At 67.7% G+C, this 14,891-nt stretch carries 11 protein-coding genes; 5 read left to right on the top strand and 6 right to left on the bottom strand.

Annotated elements, in window-relative coordinates:
• Positions 1-1,971: glycoside hydrolase family 2 TIM barrel-domain containing protein (locus ACO6D6_RS07770; RefSeq protein ID WP_484784656.1), on the top strand; the 1,971-nt coding region annotated here is incomplete at its 5' end.
• A complete protein-coding gene (locus ACO6D6_RS07775; RefSeq protein ID WP_484784658.1) occupies positions 1,968-3,359 on the top strand; it encodes an MFS transporter in 1,392 nt (463 codons plus the stop codon). The genes ACO6D6_RS07770 and ACO6D6_RS07775, both read left to right, overlap by 4 nt.
• Before the next feature lie 247 nt (positions 3,360-3,606).
• On the opposite strand, the gene ACO6D6_RS07780 is transcribed toward ACO6D6_RS07775, so the two are convergent.
• From ACO6D6_RS07780 to mptB, 6 genes are all read right to left on the bottom strand, one after another.
• Positions 3,607-5,067, bottom strand: coding sequence for an NAD(P)/FAD-dependent oxidoreductase (locus tag ACO6D6_RS07780; RefSeq protein WP_484784659.1), 1,461 nt, complete (start codon positions 5,065-5,067; stop codon positions 3,607-3,609).
• A 226-nt stretch (positions 5,068-5,293) separates the two neighbouring features.
• A complete protein-coding gene (locus tag ACO6D6_RS07785) occupies positions 5,294-6,640 on the bottom strand; it encodes a flavin monoamine oxidase family protein (protein ID WP_484784660.1) in 1,347 nt (448 codons plus the stop codon).
• A gap of 91 nt (positions 6,641-6,731) precedes the next feature.
• Positions 6,732-8,147 carry a threonine synthase gene (thrC, locus tag ACO6D6_RS07790; RefSeq protein WP_484784662.1) on the bottom strand — a complete coding sequence of 472 codons (1,416 nt, stop codon included), beginning with the start codon at positions 8,145-8,147 and terminating at the stop codon, positions 6,732-6,734.
• Positions 8,148-8,474: 327 nt separating this feature from the next.
• Complete coding sequence (locus ACO6D6_RS07795; protein WP_484784663.1) at positions 8,475-9,407, bottom strand: hypothetical protein; 933 nt, start codon at positions 9,405-9,407, stop codon at positions 8,475-8,477.
• Positions 9,404-10,366, bottom strand: a complete 963-nt coding sequence (locus tag ACO6D6_RS07800) for an ABC transporter ATP-binding protein (protein ID WP_484784665.1) — start codon at positions 10,364-10,366, stop codon at positions 9,404-9,406. The genes ACO6D6_RS07795 and ACO6D6_RS07800 overlap by 4 nt, the downstream gene beginning before the upstream one ends.
• A 58-nt stretch (positions 10,367-10,424) precedes the next feature.
• Positions 10,425-11,816, bottom strand: a complete 1,392-nt coding sequence (gene mptB, locus ACO6D6_RS07805; protein WP_484784667.1) for a polyprenol phosphomannose-dependent alpha 1,6 mannosyltransferase MptB — start codon at positions 11,814-11,816, stop codon at positions 10,425-10,427.
• A 150-nt stretch (positions 11,817-11,966) separates the two neighbouring features.
• Between mptB and ACO6D6_RS07810 the strand changes: the two genes are divergently transcribed.
• The 3 genes from ACO6D6_RS07810 to ACO6D6_RS07820 are packed head-to-tail and all read left to right on the top strand — an operon-like array spanning position 11,967 to position 14,738.
• A complete protein-coding gene (locus ACO6D6_RS07810; protein WP_484784668.1) occupies positions 11,967-12,596 on the top strand; it encodes a DoxX family protein in 630 nt (209 codons plus the stop codon).
• Positions 12,597-12,600: 4 nt separating this feature from the next.
• Complete coding sequence (locus ACO6D6_RS07815) at positions 12,601-13,332, top strand: response regulator transcription factor (RefSeq protein ID WP_484784669.1); 732 nt, start codon at positions 12,601-12,603, stop codon at positions 13,330-13,332.
• A complete protein-coding gene (locus ACO6D6_RS07820; protein WP_484784671.1) occupies positions 13,332-14,738 on the top strand; it encodes a sensor histidine kinase in 1,407 nt (468 codons plus the stop codon). Before ACO6D6_RS07815 ends, ACO6D6_RS07820 begins: the two co-directional genes overlap by 1 nt.
• The last annotated feature ends 153 nt before the right edge of the window (positions 14,739-14,891 follow it).

Below are 14,891 nucleotides of genomic sequence, written 5' to 3' on the forward strand. Positions count from 1 at the left end.
TTCTACCAGCTGTGCGACGAGTACGGCTTCTACGTCATGTCCGAGGCCGACAACGAGAGCCACGGCACCCAGACCCGCTTCCTGGCCGACCCGTCCTGGGAGAACCAGGTGGAGCACTGGAACGAACCCATCGCCGACAACCCCGCCTGGACCGAGGCCACCGTCGACCGGATGAAACTGTGTGTCCACCGGGAGAAGAACCGTCCCAGCATCATTTCCTGGTCCGCGGGCAACGAGTGTTCCTACGGCTGCACCCTCGAGGCGGCGCTGATGTGGGTCAAGGGCTTCGACCCGACGCGCCTGACCCACTACGAGAGCTCCTACTACCGCGACTCCAAACGCCGTTACGACTACTCCTGCATCGACCTGTACAGCCGCATGTACCCGGGTATCGAGGAGATCCGCGACTACCTCGACTCCGATCCGGACAAGCCCTTCGTACTCGTGGAGTACTGCCACGCCATGGGCAACGGACCCGGTGATCTGGAGGACTACTGGGAGATCATCCGGGCCGACGAGCGCATGTGCGGTGGTTTCGTGTGGGAGTGGTGCGACCACGCGGTGGCGGCCGGCAGCAGCGACGACGGCCGGCCGGTCTTCCGCTACGGCGGTGACCACGGCGAGGACATCCACGACGGCAACTTCTGCGTCGACGGGCTCGTCTCGCCCGACCGGGTCCCCCACCCCGGGCTGGCCGAGCTCAAGAACGTCCAGCGACCCGCCCGCGTCGTCGAGTACGACCAGGACGAGGGTCTGCTCACCATCCACAACGACCTCGACCACACGGACCTGTCGCAGTACGCCCGCGTCTCGTGGGAGGTGCGCTGCGACGGTGTCGTCGTGGATCGCGGGGACATCGACCTGACCGATCCCGTCCCACCGCACACGAGCGTCATGCTGCGCTGCGAACCGCGGATTCCGCACGCCGGGAAATGCCACCTGCTGGTCACCCACCGGCTCGCGCGTCCCGAACCGCTGCTGCCCGCCGGGCACGTCCTGGGTTTCGACGAGGTTCCGTTGCGCAACGCCGACGGGCGGCACCGCCGGGTCGCGGAGCTCGCGCACCGCCCCACCCCCCGGGGTTCGGTGCAGGTCGCGCGGGAGGGGACGCGAATCGACGTGGCGGCCGCGGGTCTGCGCTGCACCATCGACACGCGCACCGGCCTGCCCACCGCCCTGAGCGTCAACGGCCGGGAGGTCCTGGAGCGCCCGGCCGAGCTCAACATCTGGCGGGCCCCCACCGACAACGACCGCCACGTGCGCCTGGAATGGGAACGCGCCCACTACCACCGGGCCACGGCCCGCGCCTACGCCGTCGACGTCGCCGAGGAACCGGGGCGCGCGACGATCAGCGCCGACGTCGCCCTGGTGGCGCCGACGGTCCAGCCCGCCCTGCGCGGCCGGCTGATCTGGACCCTCACCGCCGACGGCGTCCTCGGGTTGATCCTGCGGATGCGCCGCACCCTCGGGTTCCCGAGCCTGCCGCGCTTGGGGCTGCGGCTGTTCCTGCCCGAGTCCATGAACCGGGTCGACTACCACGGCCTGGGGCCCTTCGAGAGCTACGCGGACAAGTACCGCGCCAGCCATCACGGGACCTTCAGCGCCGACGTCGCGGACCTCCACGAGGACTACATCCGTCCCCAGGAGAACGGCAGCCACGCCGACTGCGACGAGGTCACCGTCTCCGGTGGCGGCCTGGTCCTGACCGCGGTGGGGCAGACCCCGTTCTCCTTCAACGCCTCCCGGTACACGCAGGAGGAACTTGCCGCACGGCACCGCAACACCGATCTGAGACCGTCGGGCAGCACGGTGCTGTGCCTGGACGCCGCCATGGCCGGCATCGGCTCCAACAGCTGCGGACCGGCCCTGCGGTCCCGCTACCGGGTGGACGGCCACGAGCTGGGGATGGAACTCCATCTTCTGCTCACCACCCCTGACCACATCGAGACCCACGACGAGGTGAAGTCATGACCGACACGACGAGCACGGCAGCGGCCGGCGAGAAGAAATACCTGAAGTGGTACAACAAGGTGGGCTACGGCTCGGGTGATGTCGCAGGCAACGTCGTCTACGTGCTCCTGTCCGCCTTCGTCATGATCTACCTCACCGACACCGCCGGTCTCAACGCGGGCGTCGTCGGCACGCTCATGATGCTCTCCCGGCTCTTCGACGGCTTCTCCGACGTCATCTTCGGTGCGCTGCTGGACCGCACCAAAACCCGGATGGGCAAGGCGCGGCCGTGGATGCTGTGGGGTTTCGTCGGCTGCGCCGGCATGATCATCGCGATCTTCGCGATCCCCACCGAACTGGGTGAGACCGCCAAGTACGCCTGGTTCTTCATCGCCTACACCCTCCTCAACGCCGTGTTCTACACGGCCAACAACATCGCCTATTCCTCACTGACCGCGCTCATCACCCGCAACGGTTCGGAGCGGGTGCAGATGGGTTCCATCCGTTTCATGTTCGCCTTCGGGACGAACCTGCTCATCCAGAGCATCACGGTCGGGGGCGTGGCGATGTTCGGGGGCGGCGCCGCGGGCTGGCGGACCATGGCGATCATCTACGCGCTGCTCGGGCTGGCGGTCAACACCTTGTCGGTGTTCTCCGTCAAGGAACTGTCCCCGGAGGAACTGGCCGGTGACGACGACACGAAACAGAAGGACGACACGCTGACGGTGCTGGAGTCGGCCAAGATGCTGCTGTCCAACAAGTACTACCTCCTCATCCTGGTGGTCTTCCTGCTCACCCAGATCTTCACGGCCATGCTCAACATGGGCATCTACTTCATGAAGTACATCCTGGGGGACGAGAACCTGCTGGGGACCTTCGCCTGGGCCATCAACATCCCGCTCATCGTCGGCCTGCTGGTGACCCCCGTCATCGTGAAGAAATTCGGGGAGATGTACCGGGTCAACCTCGGCGGCTACGTCATCGCGACCCTCGGGCGGCTCGGGGTGCTGGTGGCGGCCTATTTCCACAACATCCCGCTCATGCTGGCCCTCTCGGCGGTGGCATCCCTGGGGATGAGCCCGCTGCAGGGGACTCTCAACGCAATGATCGCGGAGGCTTCGGAACACACCTGGCTGCGCACCGGCAAACGCGTCGACGGACTCATGTTCTCCTGCACCTCCCTGGGGGTGAAGGTCGGCGGCGGCATCGGAACGGCCGCAGCCGGGTGGCTCCTGGCCGCCAGCGGTTACAACGGCGAACTGAGCATGCAACCGGACTCGGCGATCCAGATGCTCTACGTCATGTACGTGTGGTTCCCGCTGATCGCCAACGCGCTCATCTTCCTCCTGCTCACCCGCCTCGACGTCGAGAAGGCCAACGCCCGCCTCCGGGAGCGGGTCGACGCCTGACCCCGCCTCCCCGTCGGTTTGCTGGCCCTACCGTCGGTTTGCTGGCCCTACCGTCGGTTTGCTGGCCCTATCCCGGTTTTGCTGGCCCTATCCCGGTTTTGCTGGCCTTGTTCGTGTTTGCTGGCCTCACAGCGCAGGCAAACGTGAACAAGGCCAGCGAATCAGAGGGAAGGCCAGCAAACCGCGACGGGGTAGATCGCGACCTCCCGTCCTGCCGGACGAGGTGACCGAGGGCGCGTCGGGGTTCTCAACCCGCGATCGGTGCCGTCGCCTTCTCGTCGGAATCCTCCGGCGCCGTCTCCTTCTCGTCGGAACCCCCCGGTGCCGTCTCCTTCTCGTCGGAGCCCTCCGGTTTTGTCTCCCCGGTCGCCTCGGCCGCGCCGGACATGAGGCGGGCGCTGGTGCCCTCGCCGAGTTCCTCCAGCGCAAGACGGCCGACCATCTGCTGGTTCGTCGTGACGCGTTCCGCCCGGCCGCGGGTGAGGAAGCTGACGAACCAGTGCAGCAGCGTCGACATCCGCTGCTTGAAGCCCGCGATGTAGAGCAGGTGCAGCACCAGCCACGCCGCCCAGGCCAGGAAACCCGAGAACTTGACCTTCCCTGCGCTGACGACGGCGGAGAACCGGGAGATCGTCGCCATCGACCCCTTGTCCTTGTACTTGAACGGGGCCTCCGGGCGGTTCCCGGCCAGCTGGCCACGGATGGCGTTGGCCGCATACCTGGCACCTTGGATCGCGCCCTGCGCCACCCCGGGCACCCCGTCGACGGCGGCCAGGTCGCCGATAACGAACACCTCGGGATGGCCCGGCAGGGTCAGGTCCGGTAGCACCTTGACCCTGCCCACCCGGTCAGTCTCCGCGCCGGTCTGTTCGGCGAGCTGCGGGCCGAGCGGGTTCGCGGAGACACCGGCGGCCCACACCTTGCACACCGACTCCACCCTTTCGGTGGAACCGTCCTTGCGTTTGACGGTGAATCCGCGCGAGTCGACCTCGGTGACCATCGTCTCGGTCCACACCTCGACGCCGCGTTTCTCCAGCGACCGGCGCGCCGAGCCGCCGAGGTCCTCGCCGAAGCTGGGCAGCACCAGGGGACCGCCCTCGACGAGGATCACCCGCGCCTGGCGCGTGTCGATGCGACGGAACTCGCCGACGAGGGTCTTGGAGGCCAGTTCCCGGATCTGCCCGGCCATCTCCACCCCCGTCGGTCCCGCACCGACGACCGCGAAGGTCAGGAACCTGGAGACGTCCTCCCCCTCCGGGGCGAGTTCGGCCAGCTCGAAGGCCCCGAAGATCCGGGCCCGCAGCTCCAGGGCGTCGTCGATGGTTTTCATGCCGGGCGCGTAGCGGGCGAAGTGGTCGTTGCCGAAGTACGACTGCCCCGCACCGGCCGCGACGATCAGCGAGTCGTAGTCGGTGACCTGTTCGAGGCCGTGGAAACGCCACCGCACCTGCCGGGCCTCCACGTCGATCCCCTCGACGAGACCAAGCTGCACCGTCACGTTCTTGTTCTTGCGCAGCACCTCCCGGGTCGCGGGGGCGATCTCGCCTTCCGACAGAATGCCGGTCGCCACCTGGTAGAGCAGCGGCTGGAACAGATGATGGGTGGTGCGTGCTATCAACGTCACATCGACATCGGCGCGCCTCAAGGCCTTCGCCGCGAACAGACCACCAAAACCAGAACCGATTATCACAACATGATGCTTGCGCATATCGGCTATTGTGCTGGTCGGTGAGGCATCATGCCAAGTCAAGCCCATCTACCGGAAGGCGCGAGGGCCGAGCATACACGCCGATTGTCCCCCGTCGCGGCCCCTCGAGTCGCGGCCCCGGCCCCCCTCCCCTCCCAGGCACGAATCGCGGAAGAAGAACGTTTCAACGTCGTGTGACGACATTGAACCGTCGAACCTCCGCGATTCGCGCACAGGGGCGGAGGGGTCAGATGAGGGCGACGGCGATCGTGGCCGCGACCTCCTCGCCGGAGCGGACAGCGCCTTCCATGTAGCCGTTGAACTTGGCCGAGTACTCCGCCCCGGCCCAGTAGAGGCACCCGTCGGGGGCGGCCAGGACGGGGCCGTTGGAGGTCCAGATCCCCGGCGCGAAGTGCGCCCCGTGGCAGCCCCGCGTGTACTGCTCGGAGCTCCAGTCCCGTTCCAGGTATTCGACGGGTTCGGCCGCCTCCGCCCCGAACGCACGGACGGCCGACTCAACGAATGCGCGTTTTCGGGCCTCCGGGGGACGGCGGGCCAGCGAATCGGCCTCGTTCCCCTCGAAGAAACCCATCAACAGCCCACGGGTCGAGTCGGCCGGTGTCGTGTCAAACGTGACGCGAACCGCCCCCTCGTCAGAGCTCGACTGCCCTGAAAGTCCTCGTTCGCGCCAGAAGGGCGTCTCATAAACCAGGTAAGCCTTGATCACATTTCCCGGCGTCACCTTCTCCGCCACATCCTGCCTCCACTGCGGCAGGGGCGGGTCGTATTCCAAGGCGACGGCCAGGCGGGGCGGTAGCGTCGAGACGACGGTGCGCGCCTCTATGGTCTCCCCTGAAGCGAGAGTGACGACGGCGGTTTCATCATGGGTGATCTTCGTGACGGCGTTCCCGAGGCGCACCACATCCCCGAGATCGGCGGCCAGGGCCTCGCACAGGGCGGCCATGCCGCCGTCGATGCGCTGCTGGTTCAGCCCGCCGTTGTTCGCGATCATCGTCTCCAGGCTCGGCCCCGAGTTGATCTGCTGCAGACCTTCCTGCAGGGTCGCCTGCGGGATCATCGGCCCGAAAGCGGCCTCGTAGACCTCCCCGAAACGAGCCTGGGCCCCGCCTGTTCGTAGGTTGGTGCGCATCCAGCGCCGCAGATCCTGCCGCAGCCAGGCGCCATTCGCCGCCACCCAGGCGGGGTCGTCGGCCAGCCGGTGGGCGAGGCGACGCAGTCTCAGCAGCCCTTGACTGAGGTCCGCGACCTCGAACGGGGTCAGTTCCTCCCCGTCCTCCGCCGACGGCACCTCGAGCAATCTGCCGTGGACACGCACCACCAGATTTCCACGAGCCGGAATACCAATGGTCCTCAGCCCGTAACGCTCGATCAGCTCGAAGATGGCGTCGTGTCCGGCACCGATCCACTGGCCACCGAGCTCCACATACTGGCCGTCGGCAAGGACCCCGTTCTCGACCCGCCCCCCCACGCGGTCCCGGGCCTCGAGCACAACGACACCGAGCCCCCGGTTCCGCAGGTCGCGAGCAGCCACGAGGCCCGCCAGGCCAGCCCCAATGATGGCGCAGTCCAGCATGTTTCCTCCCTATGAACCGGCATGCTCCTTATGAACCGGCATGCTATTTCCCCCCGGATTTCTTACCCTACAAGGGGTTCGATTTCCGTTTTCAGGCGGCCCCGTCAATAACCCGCCGAACCGCGTCCACGTCCGCGGGAATGCGCGTCACGTGCCTGGGGAGATCCTCGATCCCGGCGAAGCGGTCGGGGCGCGGCGGGACGATCCCGGTCGCCTGGGTGATGGTTTCGGCGAACTTCACAGGAAGCGCGGTTTCCAGCACCACGACGGGTCCGGTCACCTCACCGCAGGCCAGCAGCCGGCGGGTGACGTGCACGCCGTCGGCGGTGTGGGGGTCGATGAGCACCCCGTCGCTCTCCCATGTGGCGCGGATCTCGGCCAGCCGGTCGGCGTGGGTGGAGGAACCCGAGACGAAACCGAAACGGTCGCGGTCCTCGCCGGACAGATCGAGCCTGCCGGTTTCCGGCAGTTCGCGGCCGAACAGGTCGGCGACGCGCGCACCGTCGCGGCCCAGCAGGTCGGCGACGAAACGTTCGAAGTTCGACGCCTTCGAGATGTCCATGGACGGGGAACTGGTGGCGTGGGTCTGCTGCGCGGCGCGGGGCCGGTAGACGCCGGTGCGGAAGAACTCGTCGAGGACGTCGTTCTCGTTGGTGGCCAGCACCAGGTGCCGGATCGGCAGCCCCATGAGGCGGGCGATGTGCCCGGCCGCGATGTTGCCGAAGTTGCCCGAGGGCACCGCGAACGAGACGGGGGCGTCGCTGCCGATACGCAGCCATGCCGCGAAGTAGTAGACGACCTGCGCCATCAGGCGCGCCCAGTTGATGGAGTTCACCGCGCCGATGCGGTGTTCGCGTTTGAAGTCGGCGTCGGCGTTGATGGCCTTGACGAGGTCCTGGCAGTCGTCGAAGACACCCTCGACGGCCAGGTTCACCACCCCGGGGTCGTCGATGGAGTACATCTGCGCCTGCTGGAACGGGGTCATGCGATCCGCGGGGGACAGCATCACCACCCGTATCCCGGGCCTGCCCAGCAGCGCGTACTCGGCGGCCGAGCCGGTGTCGCCGGAGGTGGCGCCGAGAATGGTCAGGCGCTCGCCGCGGCGCGCCAGTTCGTGGGCGAACAGCTCGCCGAGCAGCTGCATGGCCATGTCCTTGAAGGCCGCCGACGGGCCGTTGCTGAGATGCGCCAGCCGCACCCCGTCGGAGAGTTCGGAGACCGGCACGATCTGCGGGTCCAAGAACTTCCCGGGCGCGTAGGCGCGCCGGCAGATGCCCAGCAGGTCGTCGGCGGGGATGTCGTCGATGAACAGGGAGCACACCTCGAAGGCGAGAGCTGCGTAGCCGTCGTCGAGCAGCACGTCGCGCCACCGGGCGAGGGTGCCGGCATCCACCCTCGGGTATTCGACGGGCAGGTAGAGGCCGCCGTCGGGCGCCAGGCCCTCCAGGAGGATGTCGCTGAAGGCCTTGGTGGCGTGGTCGGTGGCACGGGTGGAGACGTATCGCACGGGCAGCGATCCTACCGGTCGTCCCCTGGAACGGTGGGCAAGCCGACTTCGGGCCGCGGACGGAGGCGAGCGACAAGAGGGTCCCTTCCCTCCCGTACACGGATCGAGGCACCGCCCCCACCCCCCATCTTTTCCGTGCACGAATCACCCCCCTTCTCGTCCCCTGCTTTCCTTACACGAATCGCGGAGGTTCGACGGTTCAACGTCGTGTGGCGATGTTGAACCGTTTTTCTTCCGCGAGTCGTGGAGGAGGGCACGGACGGCTCCGACGCGACCCACCCCTTCGTCGCGGGTCGGCTCAATCGGCTTCGGGATGGGAGTCCCGGGCTATTTGAGGATGTTGCGACGCGAGAAACTGGCCGACGCCCAGATCCCGAAGACCACCAGCCAGAAGACCGCGTATCCCAGGGAGTATCCGTAGTCGAGGTGCGGGATCGGTTCCTGCCGCATCCCTTCGCTGTTGTAGATGGTGCGGCTCCATTCGCCGTTGATGAGACTGAGCAAGTTGGCGGTCGGCAACAACCCGGCGATCTGGGCGAGGTTCTTGGAGGTTTCGAGGAACTGGGAGAGCACCAGACCCGCGGAGATCAGCACCCACGTCTTGACCGTCGACGCCAGCGCCATCGTCACCAGCGCCGCCATGGCCGCCATCACCGCCCCCACCAGCAGGGCCCGTCCGATCTGCGCCGCCAGCACTCCCCCGGCCGCCAGGCCCTCGGTGCCGCGCAGGTTCAGGAAGAGGAACACATCCAGGACCACTATGGCCACCGACCAGAAGGCCAACAAACAGACCCCGCAGATCGCGGAGGCCGCGACCTTGGCCCACAGCAGGGGCATCCTGCGGGGGGTGAAGGTCAGCTGGGTGCCGATGGAACCCGTGTTGAACTCGGACCCGATCATCACGGTGATCAGCACCACCACGGCGAACAGGCCCACCTGGGTCGTCGTCCCGAGGGTCGTGATGGCGAACTCTTCGAAGCTCAGTTGGGGGCGCAGGAATCCCTCCACCGCGACGTTCGACGGCAGCGTTGAGCAGTCGACCCCGGGGGTTCCAGACCCGCAGATGACATCCAGGTTTATCTGGGCGTCGTTGGACTGCCGTCGCGCCTCCTCCCAGTCGAGCGCGGTGTAGGGCTTGAGCATCTCGACCAGCGAGGAACCGACCCAGAAACCGATCCCCAGCACGAAGACGGCCACCACCGCTACTTTCCGGTCGCTGAACAGCCTGAGGAGTTCAGCACGCAACAGACCCAGCATCACGCCACGGCCCTCCCCTGCGTGGTGGTGAGGCGTTCGTCCTCGGTCAGTTCCAGGAACACGGATTCGAGGCTGGAGCGTTGCAGACTGAGGTGCCTCGGCCACAGGTCCGCCTCCCCGAGGACCCGGGCGACGACGGCAGGGTCGAGTCCCTCGTCGCGGGTGACCCGCAACTGCCCACCCACCAGCTGGCCGCCGAACCCCGCCTGCCGCAGCACCTCGAAGGACGCCGGGACGTCGTCGATCTCCACTGCCACGTATTCGGAACCGTCGTTGAGGAACTCCTCCAGATCCCCGGCTGCGATCACCCGACCCCGCCCCATGATGGACACTGAATCGGCGATCTGCTCGATCTCACCCAGCAGATGACTGGCGACCAGCACCGTGCGACCAGCGTCGGCGAGGGCCCGCATGGTGGTGCGGATCTCCTGGATGCCCGCGGGGTCGAGGCCGTTGGTGGGTTCGTCGAAGATCAGCAGGTCGGGTTCCCTCAGCAGGGTCGCGGCGATCGCGAGTCGCTGTTTCATGCCCAGGGAGCAGGTGTGGAAAGCCGCCCTCTCGCGACCCCGCAGTCCGACCTCCAGCAGCACCTCCGTGACGCGGCGATTCGGCACCCCGGTGGAGATCGCGAGGATTTCCAGGTTGCGCCGAAGGCTGATGTTCGGCGCGAACTTGGGGCTCTCGACGATGGCGCCCACCCTGTCGATCACCTCGGGCAGCCCGTAGGGCACCTCGTGATCGAAGATGCTCATCTCACCGCGGTCGGGACGGATCAAACCGAGCAGCATCCGCAGCGTGGTGGTCTTGCCGGAACCATTCGGCCCGAGCAGCCCGTGGACACCGCCGAGGGGGACGTCCAGATCGAGTCCGGAAACCGCCTGGACCCGCCCGAAACGCTTGACGAGGCCGCGGATCCGCACGGCCCACGCCTTGGGAGTCCGCCTCCAGCGCAGCTCGGTCATGTCCGCGACCCTAGCGCCCGGCCGCAAGAAAACGCGTCGGCCCGCGGTCGCGGCGAGGTCAGACTCCGGTCCGTTCCTCGAAGACGTCCAGATCCTTCTCCTCGAGGCGCCGCCACAACAACCATGTGGCCAGGCCCAGCAGCGGGGAGCCGAGGGAACCCTGGGTGGCGGCCGCCATCACGACCACCACCGTCGCGCTCAACCAGATCCGCTGCCAGCGTCTGTCGGGCAGCGCCAGGGCGACGAAGGGCGCCACCCAGGTGAAGTACCAGGGTTGCAGGGCGGGGCCGAGCAGCGCGAAGGCCAGCAGTCCGCCGAGCAGCACAACCCAGGGGCGTCCCGGCTCTCCGGGCCGGGGCCCGAAGCGGGCCACCAGCCACACCCAGGCCGCCAGCACCGCCAGCGCGGCGACGAGGGTGAGCATCCGCGTCGCCGAAACCAGCGACGCCTCCTGCCCGAGGAGCTTCAACGCCTGGCTGATCCACGACAGCGGCGAGTCGCTCATCACGGCCAAGGGGCTGCCGGCGGTGGGGTTGTTCCATCCGAATCCCAGGCCGGAACCCCACGAAACACCCACGAACACCGCCACCGCCACGGCCCCCGCCGCCGCGGCCCGGCCCGCTAGCCGCCACCAGTCACGACCCGGCGAGGCCGCCCAAGCCAGAGCGACGACACCGAGTCCCGCCGCCGCCCCCGACTGTTTCACGGCCAGGGACAACCCGATCAACGCCCCACCCAGCAGCAGCCCGGACCAACCGCCGCGAGTCGCCACCAGCACCGCCAGGGCGATCACGGCCACCAGCACGGCGTCGTTGTGCAGGCCCCCGACCCACTGGAGGATCAGCAGCGGGGTGGTGATCCCCGCCCACAGCGCCGTGTTCACCGGCATCCCGACGCGCGGCGCGAGGCGTTTCACCACCCACGCCACCACCAGCAGGCAGCCCAGGTGCAGCAACCGGAACAGCAGGATCCCCAGCCACGGCAGGCCACCGCTGGTCCAGTACACGGCCGCGAAGATCAGCAAAGACCCCGCCGGGTAGACCGACGTGGTGTCCACCCAGTCCGCCCCGACTGCGATCCCGGGCAGCCGGGGTTCCCCGAGAGTCATGACATAGGGGTCGTGGCCGCCCAGCACCATCCAGCCCTGCGTCAGATAGGCGTTCACGTCCAGGCTGAAAAGCAGCGGGCAGGTCAGCAGCGGCAGCGCCCACAGCACCGTCGCGACGACGGGGTGCGGGAAACGCGGCCCGATCCGCCACCACGCGAACAACAAACCCGTGCAGGGCACCAGGAACAGGGCGGCGAGCAGGTAGTCGGCGACCGTCACTGCGGGCCGGGGCACCACCCAGGCGAAAGCGGCGATGACCACACTGGCGGAAAACCCGAAACCCACCCATCCCCAGCCGCCGGCGGGATCGGTGGTTCGGGAACGCGGTTCGAGTCGAGGCATCGTCCACAACTCTAGGAGATGTCGCTGAAAGCGCACGACAAACCGCCACCACGGCACCCTGAAAGCCCGGGCATGATACCAGCAACCACCCGGACCAAACGGCCAGCTCGTGTCATACGATTGGCTGAAGGACCAACGGCAGGGAGAACCATGAAGGCCTTCATCCGAGTGCTCAAGGACATCGCCCTGATGCTCACCCGCATCGTGATGGGCTTCATCATGGTCACCCATGGCTGGCACCGCTGGCAGAACGAAGGTATCAGCGCGGAGGCCAGCATTCTGGAGCAGGCGGGCATCCCGAATCCCGGGCTCATGGTGTGGCTGCTGATCGGTTTCGAGGTGATCGGCGGCATCTTCCTGATCTTCGGGTTGGCCACCCCCGTGATCGGCCTCGGCCTGATGATCCTGAACATCGGCATCATCCTCACCCTCAGGTCGCACAACTTCTACGTCCACGACTCCGGCTGGGAGTACAACGCGGTGATGGCCGTCGTCGGCCTAGTGCTGATGAGCCATGGCGCCGGGCGAATGGGCCTGGACAACCTGTTCCGAACACCCAAGGACGACCCGCCACCGGCCGAGGAACAACCGAAACGCCCCGCCCACTCGCTGTCCGACGAGCCCGCACGCCCGCTTCCCGATGAGCCCGCACGTCCGCTGCCCGAAGAGCCCGCACGTCCGCTTCCGGATGAGTGGGACACCCCCGCCCGGGGAATCCAGCTCCCACAGGAAACACACAGCAAGTTCATGGCGAAACCCCACTCGGGACTGCCACAGTAGATGCATGCCTCCCGCACAGCCCGCCCCCCTGACCCGCCCCGACGGCACCGCCCTGCGGGTCCTCACCGTCGATGACGAGCCCAGCCTGACCGAACTGCTGGCCATGGCCATGCGCTATGAGGGCTGGGAGGTGACCACCGCCGCCACCGGAACCGAGGCCGTCCAGGCGGCCCGCGCCGTCAAACCCGACGCCATCGTCCTCGACATGATGCTGCCCGACTTCGACGGGCTCGAGGTGATGCGCCGCATCCGCACGGAACAACCCGACGTGCCCGTGATCTTCCTGACCGCCAAGGACGGCGTGGCCGACCGCATCACCGGGCTCACCGCCGGAGGCGACGACTACGTGACGAAACCGTTCTCCCTGGAGGAGGTCATCGCGCGGCTGCGCGGGTTGCTGCGACGCTCCGGGGCGACGACGGTGCAGCCGGACACCCAACTCGTCGTCGGCGACCTGATCCTCGACGAGGACTCCCACGAGGTCACCCGCGCCGGTGAGAGCATCAACCTCACCGCCACCGAGTTCGAGCTGCTGCGCTACCTGATGCGCAACCCCAAAAGGGTGCTCAGCAAGGCCCAGATCCTGGACCGGGTGTGGAACTACGACTTCGGCGGCCAGGCCAACGTCGTCGAGCTCTACATCTCCTACCTGCGCAAGAAGATCGACGCGGGCCGCTCCCCCATGATCCACACCATGCGCGGGGCCGGGTACGTGCTGCGACCCGCGAGCTCCTGATGCGCCCGGCCAGCCTCTCCGCCCAGCTGCGGCGGCGCGTCACGGCCGTGGTGGCGGTGCTGGCGCTGCTGATCTCGGCGGGCACCATCGTCGCGGCGGGCGTCATCATGTACGAGCAACTCGACAAGCAGGTGGACAACGCCAAAGCCCTCCAGGCGCGCGAAACCGGCCAGCAGAACGGCCGTCCGAAAGGCATCCTGGCGCCCGGCACACCACCCGGAACCGTCGTCGTGCTGCGCAGTTCGAGCGGCGTCAGCGTCGCATCGAAGATCGGGCACGGCGAGTACGACAACGTCTCCGCGGAGGCCATCAACACCCTGTTGAAGGTCAGCACGGACGGCCAGAAACACACCGTTGACGTCCCCGACCTGGGCCAGTACCGGGCGGTCGCTCAGTACAACCGCGACGGCGAACTGATGGTGTTGGCCCTGCCGCTGGAGACCGTCAACACCACCATCGTGCGCCTGACCCTGCTGGCCGTCACCCTGGGTGTGGCGGCCGTGGTGGCGTCGGCGTTCGCGACCCGCGCCGTTGCCAATGCCGCGACGAAACCGCTGCGGTCGTTGTCGGCGACGGCCTCCACGGTCTCACAGCTGGACCTGGACCGCGGTGAGGTCGACGTGCCCGCCGTTCCCGACCCGGCGCTGCCCCCCGAACACGAGGTGGCGCAGCTGACCGGCGCCTTCAACCGGATGCTCGGCAATGTACAGGGGGCCCTCAAGGCCAGACAGGCCTCCGAGACCAAGCTGCGGCGTTTCGTCGCCGACGCCTCCCACGAGCTGCGCAACCCCCTCGCGGCGATCCGCGGCTACTCGGAGCTGGCGGCCCGCGGCGACGGAGCGGACTCGGCGTTCGCGCTGGGCCGGATCGACTCGGAGTCGCAGCGCATGACGAAACTCGTCGAGGACCTTCTCCTGCTGGCCCGCCTCGACGCCGACGCCCCCGTCGAGATGCAGCCCGTCGACATCGTCGCGGTGGTGCTCAACGCCGTCAGCGACGCGCGCGCCGCCGGGCCCGATCACGTCTGGCGCCTGGAACTGCCCGAGGAGGGTTTCGAGGTGCGGGCCAACGCCGACCGCCTCCACCAGGTGATCGTCAACCTGCTGTCCAACGCTCGCAACCACACCCCCGCGGGAACCACCGTCACCACCGTCGCCGGGATCAAGGACGGTCAGGCGTGCCTGATGGTCGTCGACGACGGCCCCGGCATCGCACCCGACATGCTGCCCCGGATCTTCGAGCGTTTCGCCCGGGCCGACACGTCGCGTAGCCACAACGAGGCGAAATCGACGGGGCTGGGCCTGTCGATCGTGCAGGCGGTGGTAGCGAGCTTCGGCGGCCGGGTGGAGGCGACCTCCCGCCCGGGTCGCACGTGCTTCACGGTCTGGCTCCCCCTGGCCACCTGAACCCACTCACCCCAGGAGAACGCCAGCCTTCCCGTCGAACGCTTGCCTTCCCGACGGGAACGCCAGCCTTCCCGTCGAACGCCAGCGCTACAGCGCAAGCACACGACCGCAAGGCAAGCGAACCCGGTAGAACCCCCACCACCCCCGCCAAAT

This window comes from Arachnia sp. (assembly GCF_057238465.1).

Excerpts from the sequence above, each read along its gene's own strand:
- ACO6D6_RS07800 (WP_484784665.1), bottom strand. The coding sequence starts at position 10,366 with ATGACCGAGCTGCGCTGGAGGCGGACTCCCAAGGCGTGGGCCGTGCGG.
- ACO6D6_RS07820 (WP_484784671.1), top strand. The coding sequence starts at position 13,332 with ATGCGCCCGGCCAGCCTCTCCGCCCAGCTGCGGCGGCGCGTCACGGCC.
- ACO6D6_RS07775 (WP_484784658.1), top strand. The coding sequence starts at position 1,968 with ATGACCGACACGACGAGCACGGCAGCGGCCGGCGAGAAGAAATACCTG.
- ACO6D6_RS07785 (WP_484784660.1), bottom strand. The coding sequence starts at position 6,640 with ATGCTGGACTGCGCCATCATTGGGGCTGGCCTGGCGGGCCTCGTGGCT.
- ACO6D6_RS07810 (WP_484784668.1), top strand. The coding sequence starts at position 11,967 with ATGAAGGCCTTCATCCGAGTGCTCAAGGACATCGCCCTGATGCTCACC.
- ACO6D6_RS07815 (WP_484784669.1), top strand. The coding sequence starts at position 12,601 with ATGCCTCCCGCACAGCCCGCCCCCCTGACCCGCCCCGACGGCACCGCC.
- ACO6D6_RS07780 (WP_484784659.1), bottom strand. The coding sequence starts at position 5,067 with ATGCGCAAGCATCATGTTGTGATAATCGGTTCTGGTTTTGGTGGTCTG.
- mptB (WP_484784667.1), bottom strand. The coding sequence starts at position 11,816 with ATGCCTCGACTCGAACCGCGTTCCCGAACCACCGATCCCGCCGGCGGC.